We start from the raw sequence: 25,438 nt of genomic DNA on the forward strand, positions 1-25,438 counted from the left end.
CCTACCCGACGGCCTTGATGGGCGTGGCCGGGGTCGCGGGGTTGTTCTCGCGCTGCACGGGCATGGTGATCGGCGTGGTGGTGTGGGTGCGGCCCGCGCTGCGGTAGAGGCTGTCGTGGATGCCGTCGGCGAAGAGCAGCCCGGCCAGGTCGCGGCGGGTTTTCGCGATCGGTGTGTCGTGTCGGAACCCTGCTGCGCCGAGGAGCAGCGCGAGTTCGGCGGTCGTGGTGTGGGCGGTGTCGACACCGTGTGCCTTGGTGGCCGCACCCCAGGCTTCGGCATGGGCGTGGCCTTGTTCAGCCAGGTGCGCGGCCACCGCGCAGCCCAGTAGGGCGGTGGTGAGTTGGACGTGGGTGCGACCGATGGTGATCAGCGCGTTGTCCCAGATCCGGTCGATGTCCCTGCCTGCCAGTGCGGTGGTGACGGAGTCGAACACCGCGGCTGCCCCGCCCAGGGCGGTGGCGGTCACCCACGGCCGGTAGGTGGCGAAGTGCTCGCGCAGCAGCGTCATCCCGTCTCCCCGCAGAACGTCGTCGGGGTGCACGCGCACCTGGTGAAGGTCGAGCACCCCCCAGCTCCACCCGGCCAGTCCCGAGGGCGGGACCAGGGTGCGACGCAGGCCGGGGTCGGCGGCGTCGACGGCAGCCGCGGCGAGGCGCCCGTGTGGGTCGCGGAAGAACACCACGAACACCGCGGCTTCGCTCAGGCGGCTGATCCAGCACTTGCGGCCGCTGAGCAGCAACGTCCCGTTCGTGGAGATGATGGCGTGGGCGCGGGTCTGCCCGACGCGGGTGCCGCCGTGCGGTTCGGTGATCGCGACACCGGCCAGCTCACCGGCGGTCAACCGCGGCAGCCACCGGGTACGGGTCCGGTCGGTGCCGTGGCGGGCGATGAGCCTGCCGTGGCCCAAGCCGGTGGCGTCGCGCAGGTCCAGGTCTCGGTAGCCGCACACGAACTGGGCCAGTAGCTGCCACAGCGGCGGCTGCTCACCGAATCCGCGGTCGGCGACCAGCGCACGCCGCACTCCCAGCAGCCGTTGGCTGCGCTGCTGGCCGGGGAGCAGGGCAGGGCCGAGCGGGTGGTTGACCAGGGCCTCGTCGAGCGCCGTGGCCAGCTCGACCAGCCGTGGCCAGTCGGCCGTTCCGGCGGGGTCGAGGAAGTGGCGCAGCGGGTGCAGCCAGAGGTCGATCGCCTCGCCGCTCACCGGGTCACCTGGCCGTGGACGCGGGCCGGGTGGCCGTAGGCGATGGTTGCGGCCGGGACGTCGCGGGTGATCAGTGAACCGGCGCCGACCAGCGCCTGTGCGCCGACGGTGATGCCGCCGAGCACGATGCAGCCCGTTCCGATCTTGGCTCCGGGCTCGAACCGGGGCGCCACCAGTACCGGCTCGCGGTCCGGGTCACGCCAGGTGAGGGTCTTGTCGTTGATGGTGCGCACCCCGGCGCCGAGGAACACGTGGTCACCGACTCGAGTGGAGCTGGTGATGTGCGAGCCGGGCGAGCAGCGCACCCCGCGCCCGATCCGGGTGTTGCGTTCCACGGTGAGGTGGTGCCCGAGGAGACTGCCCGCGCCGACGGTGACCGCGCTGCGCAGCAGCGTGTGGTGCCCGACCAGCACCCCCGCGCCCAGCTCGACCCCGGCGTAGACGACCGCACCCGAGCGCAGGACCACCTGGTCGCCGACGATCGTGGCCGCACCAGCACCCGGATGGGTCCGGCCGACGGCGTAGCCCAGCTCCGGGCACCCCACCGTGACGTGCGCCTCGATCCGCGCACCCTCGCCGATCGTGGCGCCACCGTGGATCACCGCGAACGCCTCGATCACCGCTCCCGTCCCGACGACAACCGGACGTTGCACACCTTCCTCATCGGCGGGCAAGAACACCGCGCGCGGGCTGATCCGCGCCCCCTGTCCGGTGTGCAGCAGACCGGTCGCCGTCAGCTCCGCCGCGGTGAATTCCTTGACCATCGTCGCCTCCCTGGATGGCGGCCAGCCGGGTCGGTGTCGCCGCCTTCGCGTCCACGGTCGTAGCCGTGACCGGCCTACGACCAGGAGGGTTGCGTCCTCCGGGAGCAGGTTGCGGACGACGCAAACCAGCTCGCACACAGCGTGTCCGCTCGGTTACGCTTGCAAACCACGCGTTGAGCAAGGGACACGGTGATGGACGACGTCACAGACCCGATCTGGCGCAGCGGCCCGGTGCGCGCCGCGCTCGCCTCCGGCGACCTGGGCGCGGTCGTGCGCGCGGTGCGCGAAGCACACCACATGACCCTCGCCGAGTTGGGTGAACGGTGCGGCTACTCGTCCTCCACCGTGTCGCGGCTGGAAACCGGACGACAGCCGCTGCGTGACGTGAAGGTGCTGCGCAGCCTCGCCGACGCGCTCGACATCCCCGCGCGACTGCTCGGACTGGTCGACACGGGGGCGAGGACCGTGCCGATCCCGTCACCCACCGCTAGGGTCAAGGCCATCCTGAGGCCGGACGAGGAGACCGACCCGATGCGTCGACGCACACTGCTGGCTGGACTCGGCGGTCTCGCCGGGACGGCGTTCCTCGGCGCCCAAGCCACCGCCGACCCGCTGGTCGCGCTGGAAAAAGTCCTGCTCAGCCCGCCTGACGCGGCCGTCCCGGCAGCGGAGTTCACCGGCGAGGTCGCCAGGGTGCGGGCGCTGTTCCAGCACGGCCGCTACGCCGAGGTCACCGCCGCCCTGCCACGGCTGCTGTCCGCCGCGACGGGCGCCCGCGTTCACGCACCGACCTCCCGGCACGCTGCGGATGTGGCGGAGCTGTACACGCTGAGCACCGAACTGCTGGTCAAGGTCGGCCACGACCACCTGGCCTGGACCACGGCCGACCGCGCCCTGCAGGCCGCCTACGACAGCGGTGACATCCTCACCGCCGCGACCGCCCGCCGCGCGTGGGGCATGGTGCTGCGGCGCGCTGGCCGCGCCCAGGTCGCGAACCGCCTCGTCCTCGACACCGCCGCCGAGCTCCAACACCACGCCGGACACGCCCCCGAGCACCTGGCGGTGTACGGGTCGCTGTTGTCCACCGCCGCCTACACCGCTGCCGTCAGCGGCGACCGCGACACCGCGCACACCCTCATCGGCGAAGCCGCAGATGCCGCCCGCCAGGTCGGTGACACCAACCACCGGGGCATCACGTTCGGCCCCACCGGCGTCGGCCTCTACCGGGTGAGCATCGCCCGCGCCCTGGGCGACCCCGGAGCCGCGATCAACATCGCCACCCGGATCAACCCTGCCGCAATCCCCACCACGGAACGGCGCGGCCAGTACTGGACCGACGTCGCCCGCGCCTACCACCAATGGGGCAAACCCGAACACTGCTACCGGGCATTGCTCGCCGCCGAACGCGCGACCCCCGACGAAGTGCGCCACCGCAGCCACATCCAGCACATCACCCACACCCTGCTCAGGCACCCTGGCTCCACCGGGCTACCCGGGTTGCGAGAGTTCGCCGATCGCGTCGGCCTCGCGGCTTGAACAGGCTCCGCACCGCGTCCCTGAACCTTTTCGTGACAGTAGGGTCACGAAAGGTCCATGAACGGCCAAAGCGATTTGTTCGGTCAGCAGGGAACACTGGTGCTGGAGCGCTCGTTATGGAACCCACCGGGCTCTCGCGGCTGAGACGGGTCGCTGCGGGCTCCGCCCCGTCGGGTACGCCGAGTGGCAGTTCGCGCGAGACAACCCTTCCGCGATAGAAGTACTCGCATGCTGACAGCGGTCGTGTTCGACATCGGCGAGACTCTGATCGACGACTCCCGTGAGTGGAGGGCGTGGGCCGACTGGGTCGGTGTCCCCGCACACACCATCTCAGCACTGGTCGGCGCCGTCACCGCCATGGGCCGCGACAACGCGGCGGTGTTCGAGTACATCCGTCCCGGCTTCGACCTCCACCACGAACGGCAGTTGCGCGAAAACGCGGGCCTCGGCGAACGGATCGAGGAGGCCGACCTCTACCCGGACGTGCGGTCCGGCCTGGCTCGACTCCGCGACAGGAGCATCTGGGTCGGCGTCGCGGGCAACCAGACAGCTCGCGTCGCCGCCTTGCTCCGCGAACTCGACCTCCCGGTCGACGCCATCGCCACCTCCGGCGAGTGGGGTGTCGCCAAACCCGCACCCGAGTTCTTCGATCGCGTCCTCGACATGGTCCCCGGGACCGCCGAACAGACCCTCTACGTCGGCGATCACCGCGACAACGACATCCTCGCCGCCACTGCCGCAGGCCTGCGAACCGCGCTCATCCGTCGAGGACCATGGGGATACCTGGGAGCCGAAGACGATCAGGTGCGCGCCAACGCCGACTGGGTCATCGACTCGCTGGACGAACTGGTCGACCTGGTGTAGGTGCTGCAGACCAGCGGCCGGTCAGCGAGCTCGCGCCCAAGCTGCGAGGTCAAGCAGCCCGGGGTCAGGAGCACGATGCACTCGCAAGAGCATGGACAACGACTGCCGCACCTGTGGATGAGTCCTGGTGTGTTCCGGGGCGGCCCGTCGGGCCGACAGGAGGCTCAGGTAAGCACTCTCCTGCTGCCCGATGCTGAGCCGAGCACGAGCGAGATCAATGTAGTAGTGCGAACGGCGTTCGGCGGGGAGGTGATCAGGCGGGTCCCAACGGCCTGCAGCTTCTATCCCGGATGAGTCTCCCAATTCGACCGCCACAGCAAGCTCATGGATACGAAGGGAGGACAACCCGAAAGCCGTTCCCGAATATATACCTTCAGGAACGGCGTCAGCCGCCCAACGAGCCTCTCGCAAATGTTCAGCAGCCCGATCCGATTTCCCAGCCCTCGCGGCAACCACCGCTGCCCGCATGTGCAATGCCCCGAAACCGGCGATCTGGGATGCCGACGACATGCCTGTCATACCGAGCTGGTCGGCCGCAGAGACCAGAACACGGGTTGCGGTGTCCAGATCATCTGTCGCGAAGAACGTCTCTGTCCGGACATACGCCACCGCTGCTTGCAGGACGGGATCCTCTGAGGCGACGGCGTTAATCCTCATCAGGTCGATGATGCGCGCCGAAAGATCGAGATACCCGAACTTAAAGGCAACACCATCCGCAGCTCGCAGGGCCAATGTCAGAAGTGATGCGGCTTGCGGTTCACACCCAGGCCCAGCCATGTGAACAGCACGAGCCAATTCAGTTATCAGATCTGGCAACTTTCGAGCCAAATTTACATACCGGGATTGAACTCGGTCGTTGACACAGTCAATAACCTCTGAACACAAACCGGCCGTGGGCCTGACAGGCCCGTCATCAGGGAAGTCCATACTGTCAAGCGATCGCCGAAGACGGGGAATGGCGGCGTGGACCAAATCCGACTCCGAAATTGCTTCGCCACCGTCAGGGTATCCACCCAAAACCGGCAGGACCGTCATGGACGCAGGCGTCACGGACAGTGGAGCTTGTGGGACGATCTGAATCGAACGACGAAGTCGATCGTCCAACCTGTCAAGCGAGGACCTGAGCAAAGCCAGATCAGCACCGAGTTGGGCCGAATCTTTCGGTTCAGCTATGACAACCGACGCCGGCGTTGAAGGCAAGACGGAGGAATGCCCCACTTCCTCCTCCGCAAGGTCTTTCGGACTTGTCAGCAACTCGAAACGCTGATTTTCCTCCGCATTCGCCCTCCGCAGGGTCGTGTCCAGAGCTGCCTGCATGTCCGGCCGCGGTGTCGTGTCGAACCCCAACGATTCCCACTTGTTCACTGTCCGGGGGGCGACCCCTAGATGGTCGGCGAACCCCCGGACACTCATCCGCAGAGCGGCGCGGAGCGCCGCCGCCTCGCTACCGGTCCAACTCCGCACCACCACGGTCAGTCGCCTCCTTTTTCTGAAACACCCAGCTTAGAGGCGAGCCTCAAGCAATGATACCCACCCAGATCATTCACCCGATCAGCGTAAGTGTTTCATACGATGAAATCAATATGACTGTACCAAAACTTTACACGCTGAACAGTGTCACAACATGAATCCCGATCGGACGTAAATCAGCACCCATAGATAGCGACCCTTTCGGGCCAGCGTAAGCGTTCAACTCCTGCCTTACGATTCTGACGCGCCTGATGGTAAGACAACAGGTGCGCCGCAAGTGCGCCATAAGTGCACCAACAGGTCGTTCCGTGATCGCTCCACATGACCCATGGTTGCCAGTGGGACACCCGCTCCAACGTGTCTCAGAGGTGGTTTTCGATTCGCAGTCGAAGCAGCAATCCATGCCCTAGTCATAAGTTTCAGGAGCCGAGATGGCAGTGCCACGTGGCGATACACGCAGCACCCGCGCCCTCGACCGCTTGCGCCCCGGTCTTGTCGAGGCGGCGTTGCGGGCCCATCTGTCCATCGTGGAGGTGATGTGGTGAGCAATAGGTCGAAGGTACCGACATTGTCCAACAGGGGCTGCGATACTCAGGTCGGGCGGCCGGTGGTGTGGTGGGGGTCGAACTCATATTTTCCGGATGAGGTGCACGTGGTGCTGCGTCCGCCTCCAGCCAATGTGGACAACTGGGTGTGGAGCACGTGTCAGATTCCTCTTGACACGGTGGGAGTTCGTCGTCCTGCAGGCCTGTTCCTGTGTTCGTGGTGCGCCTGCGCATTGGTCAAGGGACTGTTCCCGGTTGGCCCAGCTTGGCCTGGTGGTGAACGGTGATGACGCGTCAGGTGACGCCGTCTGCGCGGGTCGGGCGAGTGGCGTGCTCAAGGGTCTTCGTGGGTGGCTACACGTTCCGATTGGCTTCGGGCGACGATGCGATCGCGGTGTTCCGGGGGGTCTGCATTGAGGAGCGGCGTTGTTTCATCATCTCAGAGGCGCGATTTCCCGGCCCGGTGATCGAGGGACCGCAGCCGATGGTGGCCACGATCCCGAAGCCTTTGACTTTGCAGTGGGCCGATCAACAAGGACTGACTTTGATTGCCCAATCGTGGATGAAGTCGTCATCACGACCTCAGGTGCAGAACGCCCGTGGAACGAATCCGGCGGCGTGAAAGTGAAACAGGACAGGATGGCTACGGACCTTCGCATCTGGCATCGGGTACTGGGGATGGCTTTGGCCCAGTGTCGTCGCGATTGCGGGCTCACGACTCGGCAGGCTGCACCCCGGTTGGGGATGTCGCCTGCGACGTTGAACCGTTCGGAGAACGCCGCACGCCGGTTCGAACCGGCTGAGGTGGGAGCCGCATTGGCGGTCTATCAGCCGACGCGGACGGAGCGTGCCCGGATAGTGGCTCTTGCGCAGGGACCGCGCGAGGGCGGCTGGTGGGAGGTCCCGGGCACCGTCGAAGCCCATGATGGCGCTGTTCTGGCGGTCGATAGCGCGGCCCGGTCGGCATTGGAGTTTTCTGCCATTGGAATCCCTTTGGTCGCTCAGATCCCCCAGTACACCCGGGCGTTGCGATGGAACCGTCAAGGCGAAGTGGAAGCGGCACTCACTCGGGCCGCCCGCAGGCAGAGAGTTCTGCTGCGTATCACGCAACCAGACCGCACGATCATCCTGGACGAAGCGGTGTTGCGTCGCCCTGTCGGTGGTCCGATGGCGATGGCGCTGCAGTTGCGGCACTTGGCGGCCTTGGCGCGGGGCAGACCGGTCACGGTGCGGGTGATCCCGTTCAAGGAAGGCGGGTACCGCAGCCCCGGTAGCTGTGCGGTGTATCGGATCACCGACAGGCCGACCGTCGTGCACCTGTGGTCCGAGGCCGCCTCCGGACTGCTCGACGCCCCCTGCGACACCCAGGCCGTTGAGGAGATGCTCGCCGATCTGCTCTCCATCGCTGCTTCCCCGAACGAAAGCGTCGACCTGGTGGCCAGGTTCGCCGCCGATCACGAACGCACGGCGGGCCTGTACCCGTGACACGTCAACCGGAACACGTCACTGGCGTCGGAAGCAGGCGCCCGACTCCGCGATACACCATCGCCGTCCCTGAAGGGGCAACACCGGGCCCGAGCGATACCTCTTCGGAAGGGGTTCTTGTCATGGTGGACAACGACTTGTCACGTCCACGCACAGTGGAATGCAGGGACGCTTGCGACCGCGAACGCCAGGCACAGACCTGGGCGGACCCGGTCGCGGGCACGATTGTGTTGCGTGTGCCGCCGGGTGAGGTGGCGTTGCTGAGCCCGCAGCAGGCCCGGAGGCTGCGCGACGACCTCGACCTGCACGCCACCCTGACCGAAGTTCACCAGACCGAGTCGAAGGTGAGGCCTTCGATGTCATCTCCGGGAGCGCTGCGCGCTGAACTGGTGGCAAGCGGGTGGGAACTACAGGGCAACCACGCTGATGACTCCGGCCCCCTAGCCGCCCACCACGACGGGGATGGTTACCGTGACTTCGCGGTGATGGACGCGACCGGCACCGGTTACGTCTTCCTTGGCCGCTGGTTCGCCGCATCCAACCTCACCTGGATTCGCCAAGCCGACGGGTGGCAGGAAGCGGTGAACCTGCTGGAGGACTTCCCTGACCACCCGGCAGACCCCTGGGTACCAGCGGACGTCACCGACCTACTGGCCGCGTTGGAACAGCGACAGGCCGAATGCGCGGCCAGGACCGCAGTTGAGGCGGTTTGTCCGCCCTCGGTGGCTCCACGGTCTGATGAACCTCAGGCTGCGCCATGAACCCCACACTGGAAGTGATCTTGTTCCTGGTGCTCCCGGTTGTCCTGCTCTACACCGGGCTGGTGCTGTTCAGCACCAGCCGCGACCGTTGGAGACCCTGACCACCTACACACCTTGCAGGGCTGACGATACCGGCCTGGGTTCGATTGCCCCCGGATTCACCAAGGCTCAGCCACGTAGCCTGCCAGGGGATCGAACTTGTCCCGGAAACTCCCGCGACGCGACCACACCATGCGTGAGAACAGGTTTGGTGCGGCGCTCAGGTGACTGGGCAGCCCACCGGCTCGACCGCGGCGGAATCACCTCATGCCCCGGAGTGATTCGCCGCAACCCCGACCGATGAACGAACGCCGAGGAACCGCACTCATGTCCGTACCGATCACCACACCCCGCACCGCACACGACGACGGTGTTCGAGCGAAGACCTTGCGCGGTCTTCTGCTGGCCCGAGCCTTGGACGCCGCACGCGTGGCCCACGGATTCACCACCCGTGCCTTGGCCTCGGCGATGTCGCTGAGCCCGGCGATGCTCAACCGGATCATGACCGGCCGCCGGGTCCCCACCGCCCTGGAGATCGGTGGCCTGTGCAGCCTGCTCGACATCCACCCCGCCCGTCGCCACCGCCTCTACCAATTGACCGCCGACGCCGATCTCACCGACTGGATCATCCATCCAGGCAGCGACATGAGCCCGCTCGGCGCAATCGAGGAGATCGCGGACACCATCACCTACTACGACCCCCTGCTCATCCCCCACCCACTACGAACCACCGCCTACCACCGCGCCCTCGACAGCTCGACCGACGAACACCCCGACGACACCCCCGGCCCAGAGTCCCCGCGGATCAGCCGATTCCTCCTGCACCCCCGATCTCTGACCAACGCCCCGGTGCCCAAGGAGGTGATGGCCGAGCAGATCCGACACCTGCGCGACACCACCCCGAACAGCATCCGCCTGCTGCCCACCGCATTCCCACCACACCCCGGGTTCCAGCTCCTGAAGATCAACCACTTCCCACCCGTGGTCCACATCGACCACCACGGCACCCACATCCTCCTGGAACACCCCACCTCCACATCCCCCCACGCCACAGTGCTGCACGACGCCCAGGCTGCCGCGCTCACCTCCGAACACACCCAGCGCGCCCTCGCCAACCTCGCCTCATCCGGTAGGCACCGATGAACGACTTCATCCGAAACTTCCTGACCACCACGTTGACCGAGTACCTCAAGGACGAAGGCCACCTGGGCGGTGGACGGGTACTCGATGACGCCGTCGTGCTGTTCAGAACGATCAGCATCCACCCGGCCAGTCACCCCTACCTCGACAAACGCGTCGTCCCCTTCTGCGACAACCACCCCGACGACAGCGACTGCGGCATGTTCGACAGGGTCGTCACCAGCATGCGCTCCGCCAGCGGGCCTCTGCCGACCATGGTCCACCGCGGCCACGCCACCCTCCCTCACCACCTGGACCAGGCGACCCGAATCGAGATCCTCGAGCAGGCCCACACCGACGCCCTCGCCGAACGCAGCCGCCCCCGACCACGCCCCGCACCGCGCCGACGTCGCGCCCCGGCCACCCCACAACCCCGCACCAGGCAAGCCACCACGCTGCGGGCACTGCTGCTCGGCCACGACCTCAACACCCGACGCCGCGACACCGGGATCACCATCCGCGCCCTGGCCGAGCACCTGGGCATCACCAGGTACCGGTGCGGACAAATCCTGCACGGCAGACGAATTCCCTCACCAGAAGAACTCGACCTGCTCTGCACAGCTCTGTCAGCCCCCGACCAGCAGCGCATCGATTTGCGTGCACGGGCCGCCGACGCGCACCACACCGACTGGCTGACCCACCACGCCCCCTGGAACCCCGACCGGTGGACTCCGCTCCGTGCCCTCGAACCGCACACCGCTGCCATCACCACCTACGACACCACCCACATCCCCCACGCCCTGCGCACCGACCGCTACCACCGGGCACTACTGCACACCCTGCCCGCCATCCCCACCATCCGGCACCCCCACCTGATCACCGACCTGCCCCACCACCGGAACACCCGGGCCGTCACCACCCACTACCTCCACGCCAACACCCTCACCCATCCCACACTGCCCCGCGAGGTCCTGCACGAACAACTCACCTGCCTGCGCGACACCACCGACACCACCATCCGCCTGCTGCCCCACACCACCCCGACACCAACCGCGCACCCGTTCCGACTGCTCACGATCCCCGGTGCCCACCCCGTCGTGTTCCTCGACCACGACAGCACCACCCTGCTGCTCGAACACCCCGACACCACCACCCCCTACCTCACCCTGACCAACACCCTCGACACCACCGCCCTGTCCCCCCGCGACACCCACCACCACCTCGCCGACCTCACCGCCGACCTGCGCTGAACCCCCAGAACAGGAGACCGCAATGAGCGACAGGGCCATGCTCGAATTTGCCTTGGAGATGTTCCTGACCACGGAAGGGATACTCCCCGCAGGGCGCATCCTCACCCACGCCGTCATCGTCTACCACACCCGACAAGCCAACGCCGATGGCAAAGACACCGTCCGCCGCGGACGCTGCTATCCACTCGGGGAGATCGACCCCACCTTGGAACGCGGAATGCTCGACGACGCCCTGTTCGATGCCCGAAAGCAACGTCGATGACAACGCCACCAAGGAGGAACCACGGACAGCGATCCACTCCGCTACACAGACAACACCCCACGAGGCACGCCACGATCAACGCGGACGCGATGAACACCAGCGGCACCACCGCCGCCAGCTGGGCCGGGATGCCGAACCACGGGGCGTAGCCGAACAGCGACCACCACGAGATCCCCAACGCAGCGGCCGCCGCCGCCCGCGCGGTTCGCCGCCCACCGCAATGCCGCCGACTCGCCCTCGAACGCGCAGGGCTTGGTCTCCCGTTCCACGTGCAGACCACCGAATGCGGCTGTGCCCCCAGGGTGAGGTGAACCCGTGGGGGCACAGCCGCGCGACCGCCTGTGTGCGGGTATGACTACTTCACCGTGGCATCCTCCCGCTCGGCGGCGGCAAGGGAGTACCTCTTCGGCTTGTCGCTGGTGCGCATGGCACAGCCGTTGTCGACCAACTTCTCCAGCGCGTTGTGCACCGCACCGGAGGACCGGTTCAATGCCTTGCCGATCGCACTCGGGCTGAATTCCTCGCCGGGGTGCTCGCGTAGGTGATCCTCGACCATTCCCCGCAACGCCCCTGGCGCCAACCGTTCCTCCGTAGTCCGCCGCCCCTCCGAAACCGCTGTTTCCACGTTGATGGGCTGCTTGCCGTCCGGCTCATCGTCACCGTTCTCCACTCCACCGGACTCGACACCGGTGGGCTCGACTGCGGCCGACTGCTCACCATCCGACTCGACACCGCCGGACTCGTCATCGGCGGTGATGGACCAGCGGTCGGCAGGGCGCGAACCCCCGTCGGCGGTTCCGGCGATGCGAGAGACGAGGCCGTCCTTCTCCCAGCGGTTGAGGATCTTCGGTGCGGTCGATTTGCCGATCCCGGCGGCGGTTGACAAGAAACCGGCCGGGCTGCCGGGGTTGTCCAGCAGCGCCTGCCACAGTTTCTCCTCGGTGTCCGTGCGCGGTGTCACCGGGTCGGTCATCGGGGCAGGGACAGCGCGCAGGGTGGGGGTGTCGACGGTAGACATGATTACCTCGCATGGGTGCTGTATGGATGGATGGTTGCGGCCCGGCCGAAGCGGGAATGGCTTCCACCGGGTATCCGGTGATGTCGGGTCACACGACTATGGACGCTTCCTTCGCCGCATGAAGTCAAGTGGAAAGCGGAAAACGAACGAGTGTCTTCTGTGGTCCCCTGCGAAAAACAGAAATCATTACACCACAGGGGTTGTTCTCATCGGCTTGTTCGCACGGGGGGTTGACAATGCCCCGTCACGAAGCGTCCATACATGTCAGGCGTTCGTCCCCGACCGCCAAAACCGAAGGGACACAGCAACCATGACCACGAACATCATCCCGACGGCATCACCGGACCCCAGCCCTGACGTACCCGGAAACGACTCCCCACCCGATCCGGCCCCCACGGCTGCCGACACCACACGGGACAACGACGAGAGCCGATTGCTTCACCGCCAAGGGCTTCCCGTGGATACCGTGATCCTCGCCCCGTCCTCGACGACCACGCCGATGCGGATGCCCGAGGACAGGTGGGCGATGCTCGTTGTGGCGGTGGACGTTGTCAGCCACACCGACCCGGACCGGGAAGACGACATCGTCCTGTTCGCCGGGGTCTGGGTTGCTGAGCAGCCATCCGCCGAATTCTGCGACGGTGACCTGGTCGTCGTCCTGACCGCGCCCGAGGATGAATCGTCCGACAGTGACGTGGTCAACGTGGAGCTGTTGCTGGCCCACGAGCAACGCTGGCGACGCGTCGGGTTCTGGGCATTGCTGGATGCCCATTGGCCGTGGACCACAGCGCCGACCGTCGCGGCGATCATCGAGCTGCACACCGACGCGTCCGAGGTCGACACGTCCCCGTCGGTGACGGCATCACCGTCACCGACGGGTTTGCGTGGCTACGCGGGCAATGGCGGCATCGTCGACCTGCTCGCCGCCGGTCTGGTCCGCCCCGGTGACGAGTTCTGCTGGGACCGCCCCGCCCTGGGCGTCTGCCACACCGCCCGCATCAACCCCGACGGCAGGCTGCGACTGGCGGACGGGCAAAGCTACCGCAACCCCTCCGGAGCCACCACCGCCCTCGGCGGCAACCACCAGAACGGGTGGGTCACCTGGAAAAGGACATCCGACGGAGTCAGCCTGGGCGATCTGCGCGCCACGCTCCGAACACGACTCAGCCTCCCGAGCGATGTCAGCAGGAAAAAGTAACTCCGGTCCGACGCAGTACCACCCACACCCTGGGTGTGCGGGTGCTACGGGTGCCTGCCCGCTGGCAAGCCTCACCTTGAACGGGCTCGCACCACCACGGTCGCCGCAAGCCCGCGATGCTCGACCGTGCTTCGCGCGCCCGCGTCGATCGACGACCACCACGGCACCTCGATCATCAAGGACACCACCATGAATACCCATGCCGACGCCGTTGCGTCCCCCGGTCGACCGCTGCCGCGCCGATGCCCGGTGCGCATACCGCGCCGCCACCACCCGACGACGAGACATCGTTGCTGCGTCAGGAAGGGCTGCCCGCCGACGCGGTGGTCCTCGTGCCGTCGCTGGGGCCGACACCGATGCGCGTCCCGGACGGCGCTTGGGCGATGCTCGTGCTCGCCGTGGACATCCACGGCGACGTCGACCCCGACACCACCGGGAAGGTGGCCTTGTTCGCCGGGACATGGCTGGGTGATCAGCAGCCCGCCGACCTGCACGACGGCGACCTCGTCATCCGACCGCTCCCACCCGCCCAGGAGCCCGGGGTGCCCGTCGACGACCACGTCGCCGATGTGGAGATGCTGCTGGCCCACCGGGGTCGGTGGATGCCTCTGGGCCGCTGGCGCGGGCTCGACGAACGCTGGCCGTGGACCCTCGCCCCCACCGCCGCCACCGCGATGAGCCTCTACGTCGACGCCGCCGAGACCCTCAGCCGCACCGTGGTCCTGGCCTCCGAACGCCCGGTTCCTCACCGCTGCGATGGCAGGGCACCGTCCTGAGCGATCTGCTCGCCGCCAGCCTGGTCGAGTACGGGGAGGAGTTGGTGTGGGAGCGTCGCGCGGGCGCGGTTCGCCACACCGCGCGCCTGCGCATCGACGGCACCCTTCTGCTCGCCGACGGGGAAAGCGTGTACGCCACCCCCGCAGCCGCCGCGACCGCGCTGAGCGGCATCCACCACCACGGCTGGACCGCGTGGCGCCGCACCGCCGACGGCCGCACCCTGCACGACCTGCGCGCCGACCTGCGCACACACCGGGACCGGTGACCCCACCGGTGTTCGTTCGCACCGCCCTCTCAACCTGAAGGCACGCCCCAGGGAGATCCGCCATGGCTGAACCCGACGTTCCAGCGAACCTGCGGGTCATGTGGGGTGCCCGGGTCGACATCGAGCGCGGTCACCGACTGGAGGCCATCGCCGTGCACCTGTGCGCCGACATCGCCGAACTGCGCGAGGACGGCGGCCTCCCCGACCATGTCCGCACCCTCATCACCGTCCTGCCCCACCACCGCGTCCTGCACATCCAGGTCGAGGGCCTCTCGGTCGAGACCGACCCGGACCGCACCACCATCCGCGACGTCATGAACACGCTGTTCGAGCTGGCCAGCGATCACAACATCATCGCCCTCGACCCCACCTCGCCGCCGCTGTTCACCCAACACATCGTGCTCGTCGACCCGCACGGGGCTCCGTTCGCTGCGAAGGTCGGCGCGGGCATGGGCGAACCCGAACGACTCACACCCTGACCAACCGTGGCGGATCGTCATCGCTGACGTCGCGCATGGTCGCGGAGCTTCTGCCACATGATCAACGCATGATGCCCGTGGGGTGAGGTCGGACCGCTGTCCGCTCTCACCCCACGGGCTGACCGTGATTCTGCGGCGCACCCCACGACCCAGCCGAACCACTGTCCCGGAAGTGCTCAGGTCGGTGCGGAGGCCGCGACCGTGGTGGCGGCGGTCGGGCGGGTCGCTCCGGCGTAGTCGTCGCCGGAGTACCGGTAGGTGCCGACCTGTACCGGTTGCCCGAACGTTGGAGCGTTGATCATGAGTCCGCTGCCGAGGTAGAGGCCGACGTGGTGGATGTGGTTGGGCGTGCCGTAGAAGACCAGGTCGCCGGGCAGCAACGGCTGCCCGGCCGGGACACGAGGGCCCGCGTTGAACTGGGTTTGCGCGGTGCGGGGCAGGGTGATCCCGGCAGCGGCGTAGGCGGCTGTGGTCAGTCCGGAGCAGTCGAAGCCGGTGTGCCCATTGTCGGGGCCGTTGCCACCCCAGACGTAGGGCAGTCCTCGTTGTCCGCAGGCGTAGTTGATCGCGGCGAACGCGGCGGGGTTGGGCGCCTGGATGGCGTTGCAGTCCCCGGTGCCCACGCTGGCGGCGGCGGCGTGGGCGTAGCGGGCGGCGTGGTCGAGGACGGCGTCGACGTACCAGTCGGCGTGGTTGTAGGCGAAGATCGCCGCCCGCAGGCCCCCGTCGCGGGCTCCGCTGTCGCACAGGTAGTGGGCCGCGGCGTGGATGGCGTCGTGCGGGTTGTACCGCGAGGGCGGTGACGCCCCGCCGGGTGGCAGCCGGTGGGCGGCGGTGACGCTGTTAAAGGTGGGGGCGAGGAACTGCATCGGCCCGGCGGCCCCGGCGAAGTTCTCCCCCTCGGTGACACCAGGGGCCTGGAGTCGCCCGTGGTCGGTTTCGATCTTGCCGATGGCGGCGAGCACGGTCCAGTCCAGGCCGGGGCAGCCCGGGGCGGCGGTGCGGTAGAGAAGGCAATACTCGGGTGGGATGTCGGCGATGGGGGTAGTGCAGTCGACAGTGCCCGGCGACCCGCCGAGCACCGAGTCCACCACGGCCGCCACCCCGTTGCCGAACAGGACGGGGATGAGCAGCAGCAGTGCGGCGGCGCCGATGCCGACTTTGGCGAGCACCGGGTCACCTCCGCCCTGGTCGATCGGGCGTGCGCGGTGGGACGGCGGGCGGCATCGGCGGGGGTGGGGGCGAGACCGGGTGGGCTTCGACGCCGAGCGCGGTCGGGTCGGTGGTGGTGACCGGTGGTGGGAGGTGCGGCCAGGCGTCGAGTAGCCCGGTCAGCGTTTGCCGCCCCCCGCCCGCGGGAGTGTTGAGGGGCAGCCAGACCTCGTCGGCGGGGCTGGGGTGGGTGGCGTCGGGGTTGAGCAGGTCGGCCGCAGCGGTGGCGACCGGAACTGCGCGAGGGTCCTCCAGCTCGCGCCAGGCCCGCGCCAGCAGCCGCCGCGCGGTGGCCTCGCGCCGCGCGGTCGGCAACCACACCAGCAGCGGGGTGGTAATGCCGGTGGCCTGGGCCAAGGCGGCGTAGCCGGTGAGTTTCCCGGCGAGCTTGCCCAGGACCTCGGTGCCGAAGTCGTACTCCAGGAACCACTCGACCTGCCGATCCCCGTGCCGGTCGCGGTGCTGCCAGCGGCCGTAGCCGTCGGGTTTGACCAGGTCGCCGAAGTGCCGGGCGCAGCGGGTCTCCGACCACCACGCCACCAGCGTCGCCTGTTCACCGGGGCGGGGGTGGCGGGCGCGGTCGACCAGGGCGGTGAACCACTCGTTGACCCCGACGGTGTGGGCCAGGCGCAGGCTGTGGGCGACACCGAAGACCCGGTCGTGCCGGTAGCCCATGTCCTTGACGTCCACACCGTCCTCGGCGGCGAGCACGGCGGCCCCGGCGGGGGCGAGGACGTAGTGCATGGGGGCGGTGCCGATGGTGACGAACGGCTGGAACCGATCGAGCACACCCCAGGTGTAGAGCTCACGCAGCCGCATCCGCCCGGACCGGAAGGACGGAAACGCCAGCGCGGTGAGCTGGTGGGCGGTGAGCACCCGGTGCTCCCAGAGCATCCGGGCGATCCACTTGTCCCGTGCGGTCAGCCGCCACGCCAGCACGGCCTGGTGCTCGGCGGTGTTCGCGACACGCGGATTCGGGCGGGTGGGCTTGTGGCCGCGCAGGGCACGCTGCCGGGTGGGGTCGGTGATCATGCCGGAACCTCCGAATGTCAGTGGGCGGAATGGCTTGTGCTGCCCTCGGGGTCACCGTCGACGTGGGTCCGGATTGTGCGGATGTGCGTCGCGTCCGCTCCGGTTCGCCGGTCGCGATGGAGTTGACGGGGTACGGGATGGCCGTACACCGGGCTGCTGGGCGCCGGCACCGGTAACCGCCCCGGCGGCGCGAGTTTGCGCGTCGCGGCGGGCGATACGACGAATTTCTCGGGCCCGTCCCGGGGTGGCGGGTGGGAGGGGTTGGGTGAGCATGGTGAACGGTTGAGCTTCTTCTCCATTGAGGACGAGGCGGACCGCGGTGTGGTAGACGCCGAGGTGGGCGAGGTCGTGCTCGGACAACCTGGGCGCGGTATGCCGCGACAGCTCGCGGGCGTCTTCGGGGCTGGCGTTGAAGAAGATCTTGGAGCGGGCGTTGGTGGACATGCCCTCGCGTAGTTCACGTGGGAGTTGGCCGAGGTGTTGATGCGCCAGGGTCATGGCGACGCGGAACCCTCGGGCTTCGGCGAGCATGTCCTCGATGGGGTAGGGGAGGTTGAGGAAGTTGTGGCACTCGTCGATCACCATGGAGGCGTCGCGGCGTTGGCGTTGTGGGGTGCGGGCGCGGGCGGTGGTGGCCTGCCAGGTGCGGGCGACCACCAGCGACCCGACCAGCCGGGTGGTTTCCTCCCCGAGTGAGCCCTTGGGGATGCGGACCAGGCAGATCCCGCCGTCGAGGATCTGGGCCATGTCGACGGTGGAGTGCCCGGCGGCGATGGCGTCGCGGACGAACGGGCGCAGCAGGAACGCGCGGAGTTTGTTCATCAGCGGGCTGATGACCTGGGAGCGGGCGGAGTCGGTGAGTTCGTCGTACCAGGACCAGAACCCGCGCAGGACCGGGTCGGTGACCCCGGCGGTGACCCGGTCGCGGAACGCCCCGTCGGCCAGCAGCTTGGGCAGGTCGGCGAGGGTGGCGACGCCTTCCTGGGTGCGCAACGTGAGGCAGGCGGCGCGCATGACGTCGTCGGTGCGTGGTCCCCAGAACGCGGAGTAGACCCGGCGGAACACGCTGACGAGGTTGTCCACGGTCAGGTCGGTTTCTCCGCCGTCGAGGGGGTTGAGGCAGGGTGGGCGGGCTTTGCTGTCAGCGTCGAAGATGACCACCCTGTCCGCCGCGCTGCGGGGAAGCCGGGACAGGACGTCGGTGACGAGGTCGCCCTTGGGGTCGATGAGCACGATCCCGCGCCCGGCTTCGGCGTCGGCGAGGATCATGTTGCCCAGCAGGGTGGACTTGCCGGAGCCGGTCGCGCCGATGACGTGCAGGTGGTGCCGGGCGTCGGGGACGCGCAGGGCAACGGGGCGCTGGTGGCCGGTGTCGGTGAGCCCGAGCGGTTTGGCCTCGGGGCCGGGGGTGGCGATGCCGGGTGGGGGTGCGATGGCGCGGGCACCGGCGCGTTGGATGCCAGGGATGGCCTCGTCGGTGGGCAAGTGCGCGATCGCCGCCAGCTCCGGCACCGACAGCAGGTCCCCACCTGCGAAGCGGCGGGAGTCGAGCACGGCGCCGGGGTGGCGCAGGCGGTGGCGGGTGTAGTGGTTGTGCTCGGTGTAGGAGGCGAAGCTGGCGGCCAAGGCGTGGGCCCGGCCGCGGGCGACATCGCGGGCTTGGCGGACTTCGCCTTCCCCAGTATCGGCGGGCAGCAGGGTCGCCACGGCGTAGCGGACGATGGTCTCGAACTGGCTGCCCCGTTGCTTGCCGACGATGGCCCGGTTCTGCGCCGAGAACTCCAGGGAGGTCCGTGGGTCGCTGTGCAACGCCCCCGTCGCCGTCCGCGCCATGGCTGAGCGCCGTGACCGTGACGAACCGGGGGTGATCATGTCCAGCAGGCGCCCGACCAGGTGGGGTGAACCGTCGGTGTACATGTGGCGGGCGGCGCGGCGAGCGCGTTGGACGCGGCGGCCGGTGACCGGGCGGGCCAGCACCTGCACGCACGCGTGTTCCTCACGTCCGAGTCCGACCGGGGCGCCGAGCAATGCCCGGATCGGGTCGGCGTCGAACACCGACCGGATGGGCAGCGCCTCGGGGCGGGCCAGCCGCAGCTCCCCGCCGACCACGAGCCGCCGTTGTCCCTCCCTCGGCGTGGGCAGGGGCGGGGTGGCCGGACCGACGCGGGTGTGCGCGCCGGGCCACGCGGCCTCGACCGCTCGTTCGATGAGGCCGGGTGGGATGACGCCGGGCACCCACCACCGGATGGCGACCCCGGCCTCGGAGAACACGTACTCGCACACCACGTGCGGTTGGCCGGTGAACGCCCGCCGCCACCCGGGTCGCAACAGGCCCACGAGGTTGGACCACAACGCGGCCCCGCCCGCCGGGTCGACCTGCGGCGGGGCGAGCACGGTGACCTGGCGAGCGTCGGCGAGCAACACCTCGTGGCAACGCCGCACCCACCACCGCCGACCGGCCAAGACCCCGGCGACGAGAACGGCGAGGGCCGGGGCCGCGATCGGGCCCCAGTGCACCGCGAGGTCGCGCAGTCGGGCCAGCAGGCCCAGCAGGGCGCCGCCGGGGTCGCGCAGGTAGTCCTGCACCCATCCGGCGGCCGGGGCAGCGGAGTGGGGAAAGGACGCATCGGTGGGCGGGAGCGATTCCGGCGGCTGGTCGAGGGCAGCCGGTACCCAGGCACGTGTTCGGGGCAGCATGGCAGTTCCTTCGGATGACGCACGGGCGCGCGACGCGATGGGTCAGGCGGCCTCGAGGTGGATCTGGTCGTCGGAGTCGAACTCATCACCGTCGACGCCTCCGGTGAGGTCGTCGCCGTCGAAGCCCAGGTCGACGAACGCGGCGTCATCGCCTGTTTCGGCGGTGTCGGTGTAGGTGGCGAGTTCGGCCGGGTCGCTGGTGACCAGGTGGTGCTCGGTCGGTGAGGCGATGCTCTGAAACGCCACCCGCTGCGTTCCCGCCGACAACAGTCCCTGTCCCCGGTCGGCGGAGAGCAGGAACGCCCGCTCGCCTGCGGACAGGTCGAAGACGCGGGTGATTTCGTCGATGGCCTGCGAGGCTTGGCGCAGCAGGATCTGGGTCGCGGCGTTCGCCACGACTGCCTTGCCCAAGTCGCTGCCGAGGACATCGGCGGTGTCCTGGGTGGCCACGGTCACCCCGGCCCAGTGTTTGCGGGACGCCTTGGCCATGCGGAACAGGAACTCCGCGCCTGCCTTGTCCTTCATCAGCAGCCACGCCTCGTCCACCACGACCAGGCGCGGGCGGCGGATGGCCGGGTTGGACACCCGCCGCCACACCGCGTCCAAGGTCAGCAGCGTCCCGATGGCCTTCAGTTCGTCGGGCAGGTCCCGGAGGCTGAACACGACGAGGTGGCCTTCGGGGTTGACGCTGCTGGGCCCGTCGAAGAGTTGCTTGAAGGCGCCCTCGACGAACGGGTGCAGCCGCGCCGCCAGCTCACTTGCGGCCCGGTCACCGGAGCGACCGGCGTCGGCGAGCCGGTCGCGCAGGACGCGCAGGGTCGGCGACGGCCTTGTCCAGGTGCGGGCGTCGGCGGTGATGCCCACGGTCTGGTAGGTCGCCGCGATGGCCCGGTCCAGCGCGGCCCGCCCGGCGGCGTCGGGTTCGCCGCCGATGAGGACGGCGAGAACGGTGTGCAGGAACAGGCTGCGGCGCACGAGCGCGTCCTTCGGGGCGGTGCGGCGACCGTCGGCGCGGGTGTGGATCGGCAGATCGAACGGGTTGAGCCGCACCCCCGCGGCACCGAGGTGCACGTAGACCCCGCCCACCGCGGCGGCCAGCCGGGCGTACTCGTCCTCGGGATCGACCACGGCGATCTCGATGCCCCGGTACAGCGACCGCAACAGCTCCAGCTTCACCAGGTAGGACTTGCCCGCCCCACTGCGTCCGAGGATGACGGAGTTGTGGTTGTGCATCCCGTCGCCGAAGCGGTCCCAGTGCACCAGTCCCTGGGAGCCGACGTTGTAGCCGTAGAGCACCCCGGATGGCGCAGCGACGCTGGTGGGATCAGGTGCGGGGAGGTCGGGGCTCGTGAACGGGAACGCCGCCGCGAGTGCGCTGGTGTCGAAGGTGCGCCTCATGCCGATGAGGTCCAAGCCCATCGGCAGCGTCGACACCCAACCCTGCAAGCTGCGGTAGGTGGTGTGCTTGGCGTCGAGCAACAACGACGCGCACAACCCCCGCAGCGCGGCAACCTCGTCGGGCAAGGTCTTCTCGGTGGCGGCGTGGATGGTCAGGTACAGCCCGACCCTGAATAGCCGCCCCTCGCCGCGGGCCACCCTGGAGGACAGGTCGTAGGCGTCCTCGGTGGCGGCCTCGACGTGCGGGTCGAACAACCTGCCGTGCTCGGCGGTGTGCCGTCGCCCGGCCTCCAGCTTCGCCAACTGCTTCTTGAGCCGGGACGCGGCGGTGGCCGGGTCGATCGGCTCGATGTGCACCGACACGTCCAGGCGGCCGGGGTAGGTCAGCAGCGGCGCGAGCCACCCGGGGTGCACCTCGCGCGGGAAGCCGACCACGGCGAAGCTGGAGACCCATTCGCCGCCGACCTCCAGGTGCCGGGCGGCCACCGACAGGGCGTCGGGGGTGAACGCCGCGGCAGCCGAGGACGCCGAGGCGGCTGGGCGGTGGTTGCCGCGGGTCTTGCGTGTGCGGGTGGCCATCAGGATCGCGCCCTCTCCTCGTCGTCGTGGTCGTCCTCGTAGTCCCAGTCGTCGAAGTCCTTATCCCCTCCGGGCGGCGGAGTGGTGGAGAACGTGGTGTCGGTGGGGTAGTCGTCCTCGGACGGGTCCGGGCCGGTGGTGGTGATGACCTCGTCGGCCCCGGCCAGCCCCGCGGACGGGGGCAGCAGGCTGTCGGGGTTGCACGCCGAGGCCAGCACCCCGGTGGCCTGCCCGGCGTCGAGCGGAATGATCACGATCCCGGCCGGGGACAGCAGCTCGATCGCCTCGCCGAGGCGGCGCACCAAACGTGACTCCGCGGCCCGTCGGGTTCCGGCGTCGACCCGCTCACCGGCCTGCCTGCGGCGCTTGCCCGCCATCGAGGTGAGCACAGCCAGCGGGCCGGGCCCACCGAGGCCGTCGGTCGGTGCCCCGGCGGCGAGGGGTTCGCGCAGCACGAGCAGCACCTGGCGGCGCAGCAGGTCGGACTGGGCGCCGAGGTGGGCCAGGTAGTCGGCGTGCTCGACCGCGGCGGCCTCCAGCGCCGGGTGCGGCAGCCCACCGGCACGCTCGCGCAACTCGGTGATCTGGCCCGACAGGTCGAGGCGTTCGGTGCGCACGAGCACCTGCACCGGGGCGGTCAACGAGTGCAGGTACCGGCCGAAGGAGGCGACCAGCCCTTCCTGCTCGTTCGGGGTGCGCAGCGCGAAGTTCACCGTGGAGGCGACCGCGACGACCGCCAGGCCGTCGGCGCCCAGGTCGATGACCCCGGTCTCGGTGACGGCCTCGGCGGGCAGCCGCAGTGCCGAGGGCGAGACCTGCTCCGGTTGCCCGGCCCGGCCCCGGCCGCCCGCGCCCACTCCTGCGGTCTGTTCGCCACCTGGGGTCAGCCACACCGGCGCCGGACGCACTCCTTCCGGTGCGGCGACGCGGTGGCGTGGGGCCAGGTGCTGGCGGATCGCGGCGACGAGCAGCAAGTCCATCGGCACGCCGTCGCGACGCCCCAGAGCGAGTATCGCCGCACCCGCCCCGATGGGTGCGGCGAAGGCCAGGAACACCGGCAGCGGCAGGAACGCGCGGGTGGCGAGCCAGGTCAGGTAGAGCACCGCCCCGGCGGTGGCGAGGATGCCCAGTTGGCGTGCGGTCAACGGGCCGAGCACCCGGTCGGCCATGTCGACATCGGCCGGGATACGCACAGGCGCGGTCATGAGGACTTACCTCCAGGCTCGGGTTTCCGTGGTGACCGCCGCGGCGGTGGTGGCGCTGGGGTGGAGGCCGATGGCGGCGGCGCCTTGGGTGGTGTGGGCAGGTCCAGCGGCAGCCGCAGTTGCCGCCCCGGGCGCGGGACGGACCGTGGCGGTGTCGCGGGCGGCGGGCCGGGGGTGGGCTTGGGCGGCGGAACCCTTCGCACCCCGTCCAGCGGCAGCGGGTACTGCCCGTCGCGGGCCGCCCGGTTGCCGTGGTAGGGATCGAACGGCAACTCCGGCTGGACCACCCGGCGTCCGCGTGGGCGCGGTGCGGCGGGCGATGACGGAGCGGTCGGGGGCGGCACCCGGCGCACGCCGTCCAACGGCAGCGGGTACTGCCCGGTCCGGGTCGCCCGGTTGCCTTGGTAGGGGTCGAACGGCAACTCCTGCTGCTTGCCTCGGCCCTTGCGCGCCGGGCGCCGGGCACGGGTCTCAGCGGCGGGCGAGGCCGGTGGCGGTGTGGTGCGCTGAACGTCCAGGGGCAGTTGGTACTGCCCGTCGCGGCCGAGGACCGGTTTGTTCTCCGGCCAGTCCTCCCCCAACGGCAACGCCAACTGGCGGCCCTGCTGCGCCGAGGACTTCGGGGGCGGAGCGGACCTCGGCTTCGGTGCGGGGCGGGCGCGGCGCACCCCGGGCAGCGGCAACACGTACTGCCCGCCTGCGGCGGTGCGCGGGTTGGCATACGGGTCCGGCGACCCGCCGCCGGGGCGTCCGCCTCCACCTCGGCCACCGCCCGGCGGGCGGGGCTTGGGGCCCTTGCCGCCTCGGCCGCCGAGCAGGCCGAAAGTCTTGTAGGCAACGAAGGCGCGCACCAGCGACCCGATCACACCTCGGCCGCCCCCGCCCCAAACTGAGGACAGCATCCAGGACGGGATCTTGAACAGGGTGTAGACCAGCGCGAGGGCGACGAGCAGGTTGGTCGACCCGGATGTGGTCGGGCCGAAGAGTGCGAACCCGTCGGGGGTCAGGAACACCTTGATCGCGGTGATCAGTGTCAGTGATTGGCCGAGTTGGATGCCCAGGCAGGCGCCGTAGGCTTTCCACCACGAGTAGGCGATGCCTTCGGTCTGCGGCAGGGCGTGGAACATCAACACCGCCGGGGCACTGGCGATCAGGACGATGGTCAGCGCCACCCGCACTATGTAGGTCAGCAGCAGGGCGATGAGCATCCCGGCGAGGACGAGGGCCATGATGACGATCCAGAGGCCGCCGCGGACCGACCCGAGCACGAGTTCGCGCAGGGCCCGCCCGGCGGTGCTCGCATCGACACCACCGCCCATGATGGCCGCGACGAGGGCGTTGGCGATCGTGATGCCCGTGCCCGCCACCCACAACGACAGTGCCCCGGCCAGGAACCCGAGTACCAGGCGCGGGGCGAGTTCCTTGACCGAGTGCCGGGTTTGGACGCTCTGGTATCCCATGGTGATGATCCCGGCGATGAGCACGAGCAGCCCGTAGCAGACGAGCAGGATCTGCCAGGAGTTGTTCCACAGCTCTCCCAGCCGCGGCAGCGCCCCCGGTGCCGGGGTGGTCAGCAACGTCGCTGACAGCAGGTCCAGCAGCGGGTTGAGCGCCTCGATGACGAAGCCCCGGAAGAAGGTGTCGATGGCCTCGGTGACGCACGCCCCGATGTCGGTGATCCCGCACTCGTCCTCCGGCTCCCCGCCCTGGCCGGGCGCCTCGGTCCCGGGGCCGGTCGGCGGGGCTGTGGTGGCGCCGGGCTGGGGGAGGCAGCCCACACCGGAACACGGCGCCGGCGGAACCGTGGTGCCGGTCGGCGCACACGGGCGCAACGGCAGCGTCGGGTCGCACGGCGGCAGCGTCGGAACCCCCGTGGGCAACGGCACCCCGTTCACCGGCGGCGTGGTGGGTGAGGTGGGCAGGGTGCAGACCGGCAGCGGCGTCCCAGGGGCGCACGGGCCAGGGTCCACGGTCGGCAACGGCGGCTGCGCCGCGGCGGCGGACACCGTCGGCGAGCCCGCGCCGGAGCCGAGAGCCGCAGCGGTGAGGCCCCCGCCCGCCACGACGAGCAGACTCACCGCCAACGCAGCCAGCACCCGCCCGCGGGAAACACCTCGCACCACCCGGCGGGCTCGGCGGGGGCTCGCCGCCGGGGGCGCGAGCATCGTCCGGCGGTCCGCCGACGCCGCACCACCCTGCGTTGATGTCGGCGCGGAGGACACCGCGTCGAGGCCCGCGCCTGCCGGTGGGCGGGACGGGATGGGCCTGATCGAAGGAGT

At 69.4% G+C, this 25,438-nt stretch carries 21 protein-coding genes; 11 read left to right on the forward strand and 10 right to left on the reverse strand.

Features of this window, described 5'->3' with window-relative positions:
• Window position 1: 1 nt before the first annotated feature.
• Window positions 2-1,204, reverse strand: coding sequence for an acyl-CoA dehydrogenase family protein (locus tag DFQ13_RS30235; protein WP_110082246.1), 1,203 nt, complete (start codon window positions 1,202-1,204; stop codon window positions 2-4).
• Window positions 1,201-1,968 carry a hypothetical protein gene (locus DFQ13_RS30240; RefSeq protein WP_110082247.1) on the reverse strand — a complete coding sequence of 256 codons (768 nt, stop codon included), beginning with the start codon at window positions 1,966-1,968 and terminating at the stop codon, window positions 1,201-1,203. Before DFQ13_RS30240 ends, DFQ13_RS30235 begins: the two co-directional genes overlap by 4 nt.
• A 192-nt stretch (window positions 1,969-2,160) precedes the next feature.
• Between DFQ13_RS30240 and DFQ13_RS30245 the strand changes: the two genes are divergently transcribed.
• The 8 genes from DFQ13_RS30245 (at window position 2,161) to DFQ13_RS30275 (ending at window position 11,299) form a co-directional block, all read left to right on the forward strand.
• Complete coding sequence (locus DFQ13_RS30245) at window positions 2,161-3,504, forward strand: helix-turn-helix domain-containing protein (RefSeq protein WP_110082248.1); 1,344 nt, start codon at window positions 2,161-2,163, stop codon at window positions 3,502-3,504.
• 228 nt (window positions 3,505-3,732) lie between these two features.
• A complete protein-coding gene (locus DFQ13_RS30250; protein WP_110082249.1) occupies window positions 3,733-4,368 on the forward strand; it encodes an HAD family hydrolase in 636 nt (211 codons plus the stop codon).
• 2,301 nt (window positions 4,369-6,669) lie between these two features.
• Window positions 6,670-7,005, forward strand: a complete 336-nt coding sequence (locus tag DFQ13_RS33370; RefSeq protein ID WP_146241407.1) for a hypothetical protein — start codon at window positions 6,670-6,672, stop codon at window positions 7,003-7,005.
• Complete coding sequence (locus tag DFQ13_RS30255) at window positions 6,942-7,868, forward strand: helix-turn-helix domain-containing protein (protein WP_146241408.1); 927 nt, start codon at window positions 6,942-6,944, stop codon at window positions 7,866-7,868. Before DFQ13_RS33370 ends, DFQ13_RS30255 begins: the two co-directional genes overlap by 64 nt.
• A 122-nt stretch (window positions 7,869-7,990) precedes the next feature.
• Entirely contained in the window at window positions 7,991-8,629 is a 639-nt protein-coding gene (locus tag DFQ13_RS30260) for a hypothetical protein (protein ID WP_146241409.1), read from the forward strand.
• Window positions 8,630-8,995: 366 nt separating this feature from the next.
• Window positions 8,996-9,811 (forward strand): Scr1 family TA system antitoxin-like transcriptional regulator, encoded by an 816-nt coding sequence (locus tag DFQ13_RS30265; protein ID WP_267897672.1) that lies wholly within the window; start codon window positions 8,996-8,998, stop codon window positions 9,809-9,811.
• Window positions 9,808-11,037, forward strand: coding sequence for a Scr1 family TA system antitoxin-like transcriptional regulator (locus DFQ13_RS30270; protein ID WP_110082253.1), 1,230 nt, complete (start codon window positions 9,808-9,810; stop codon window positions 11,035-11,037). Before DFQ13_RS30265 ends, DFQ13_RS30270 begins: the two co-directional genes overlap by 4 nt.
• 22 nt (window positions 11,038-11,059) lie before the next feature.
• Entirely contained in the window at window positions 11,060-11,299 is a 240-nt protein-coding gene (locus tag DFQ13_RS30275; protein WP_110082254.1) for a hypothetical protein, read from the forward strand.
• A 355-nt stretch (window positions 11,300-11,654) separates the two neighbouring features.
• Here DFQ13_RS30275 and DFQ13_RS30280 read toward each other — a convergent pair whose 3' ends face one another.
• The gene (locus DFQ13_RS30280; RefSeq protein ID WP_146241410.1) at window positions 11,655-12,272 is read right to left on the reverse strand and encodes a MarR family transcriptional regulator; all 618 of its coding nucleotides are present in this window, start codon (window positions 12,270-12,272) and stop codon (window positions 11,655-11,657) included.
• A gap of 355 nt (window positions 12,273-12,627) precedes the next feature.
• Between DFQ13_RS30280 and DFQ13_RS30285 the strand changes: the two genes are divergently transcribed.
• Window positions 12,628-13,515, forward strand: a complete 888-nt coding sequence (locus DFQ13_RS30285) for a restriction system modified-DNA reader domain-containing protein (RefSeq protein ID WP_146241411.1) — start codon at window positions 12,628-12,630, stop codon at window positions 13,513-13,515.
• 71 nt (window positions 13,516-13,586) lie between these two features.
• On the opposite strand, the gene DFQ13_RS34255 is transcribed toward DFQ13_RS30285, so the two are convergent.
• Window positions 13,587-14,105: a hypothetical protein gene (locus tag DFQ13_RS34255; protein WP_181400222.1), complete on the reverse strand. Its 519-nt coding sequence runs from the start codon at window positions 14,103-14,105 to the stop codon at window positions 13,587-13,589.
• A gap of 206 nt (window positions 14,106-14,311) precedes the next feature.
• On the opposite strand from DFQ13_RS34255, the gene DFQ13_RS35380 reads away from it, so the two are divergent.
• Together DFQ13_RS35380 and DFQ13_RS30300 are read left to right on the forward strand one after the other, a co-directional pair.
• The gene (locus tag DFQ13_RS35380) at window positions 14,312-14,557 is read left to right on the forward strand and encodes a restriction system modified-DNA reader domain-containing protein (RefSeq protein WP_233438651.1); all 246 of its coding nucleotides are present in this window, start codon (window positions 14,312-14,314) and stop codon (window positions 14,555-14,557) included.
• Between the two features lie 62 nt (window positions 14,558-14,619).
• The gene (locus DFQ13_RS30300; protein ID WP_110082259.1) at window positions 14,620-15,036 is read left to right on the forward strand and encodes a hypothetical protein; all 417 of its coding nucleotides are present in this window, start codon (window positions 14,620-14,622) and stop codon (window positions 15,034-15,036) included.
• Between the two features lie 176 nt (window positions 15,037-15,212).
• Here the strand turns inward: DFQ13_RS30300 and DFQ13_RS30305 are convergent, their stop codons facing one another.
• The 6 genes from DFQ13_RS30305 to DFQ13_RS30330 all read right to left on the reverse strand — a co-directional run bounded on the left by DFQ13_RS30305 (window position 15,213) and on the right by DFQ13_RS30330 (window position 25,255).
• Window positions 15,213-16,208 (reverse strand): C40 family peptidase, encoded by a 996-nt coding sequence (locus tag DFQ13_RS30305; RefSeq protein WP_110082260.1) that lies wholly within the window; start codon window positions 16,206-16,208, stop codon window positions 15,213-15,215.
• A 4-nt stretch (window positions 16,209-16,212) separates the two neighbouring features.
• On the reverse strand, window positions 16,213-17,280 hold the full coding sequence (locus DFQ13_RS30310) for a replication-relaxation family protein (RefSeq protein ID WP_110082261.1): 1,068 nt from the start codon (window positions 17,278-17,280) through the stop codon (window positions 16,213-16,215).
• Window positions 17,281-17,331: 51 nt separating this feature from the next.
• Window positions 17,332-19,866, reverse strand: a complete 2,535-nt coding sequence (locus DFQ13_RS30315) for a helicase HerA domain-containing protein (RefSeq protein ID WP_233438645.1) — start codon at window positions 19,864-19,866, stop codon at window positions 17,332-17,334.
• Window positions 19,867-20,019: 153 nt separating this feature from the next.
• A complete protein-coding gene (locus tag DFQ13_RS30320; protein ID WP_110082263.1) occupies window positions 20,020-21,954 on the reverse strand; it encodes a VirB4 family type IV secretion system protein in 1,935 nt (644 codons plus the stop codon).
• Complete coding sequence (locus DFQ13_RS30325; RefSeq protein WP_110082264.1) at window positions 21,954-23,159, reverse strand: PrgI family protein; 1,206 nt, start codon at window positions 23,157-23,159, stop codon at window positions 21,954-21,956. The genes DFQ13_RS30320 and DFQ13_RS30325 overlap by 1 nt, the downstream gene beginning before the upstream one ends.
• Entirely contained in the window at window positions 23,156-25,255 is a 2,100-nt protein-coding gene (locus DFQ13_RS30330; protein WP_181400224.1) for a hypothetical protein, read from the reverse strand. The genes DFQ13_RS30325 and DFQ13_RS30330 overlap by 4 nt, the downstream gene beginning before the upstream one ends.
• Between the last annotated feature and the right edge of the window lie 183 nt (window positions 25,256-25,438).

Source organism: Actinokineospora spheciospongiae, from assembly GCF_003182415.1.
GTDB classification, from domain to species: Bacteria; Actinomycetota; Actinomycetes; order Mycobacteriales; family Pseudonocardiaceae; genus Actinokineospora; species Actinokineospora spheciospongiae.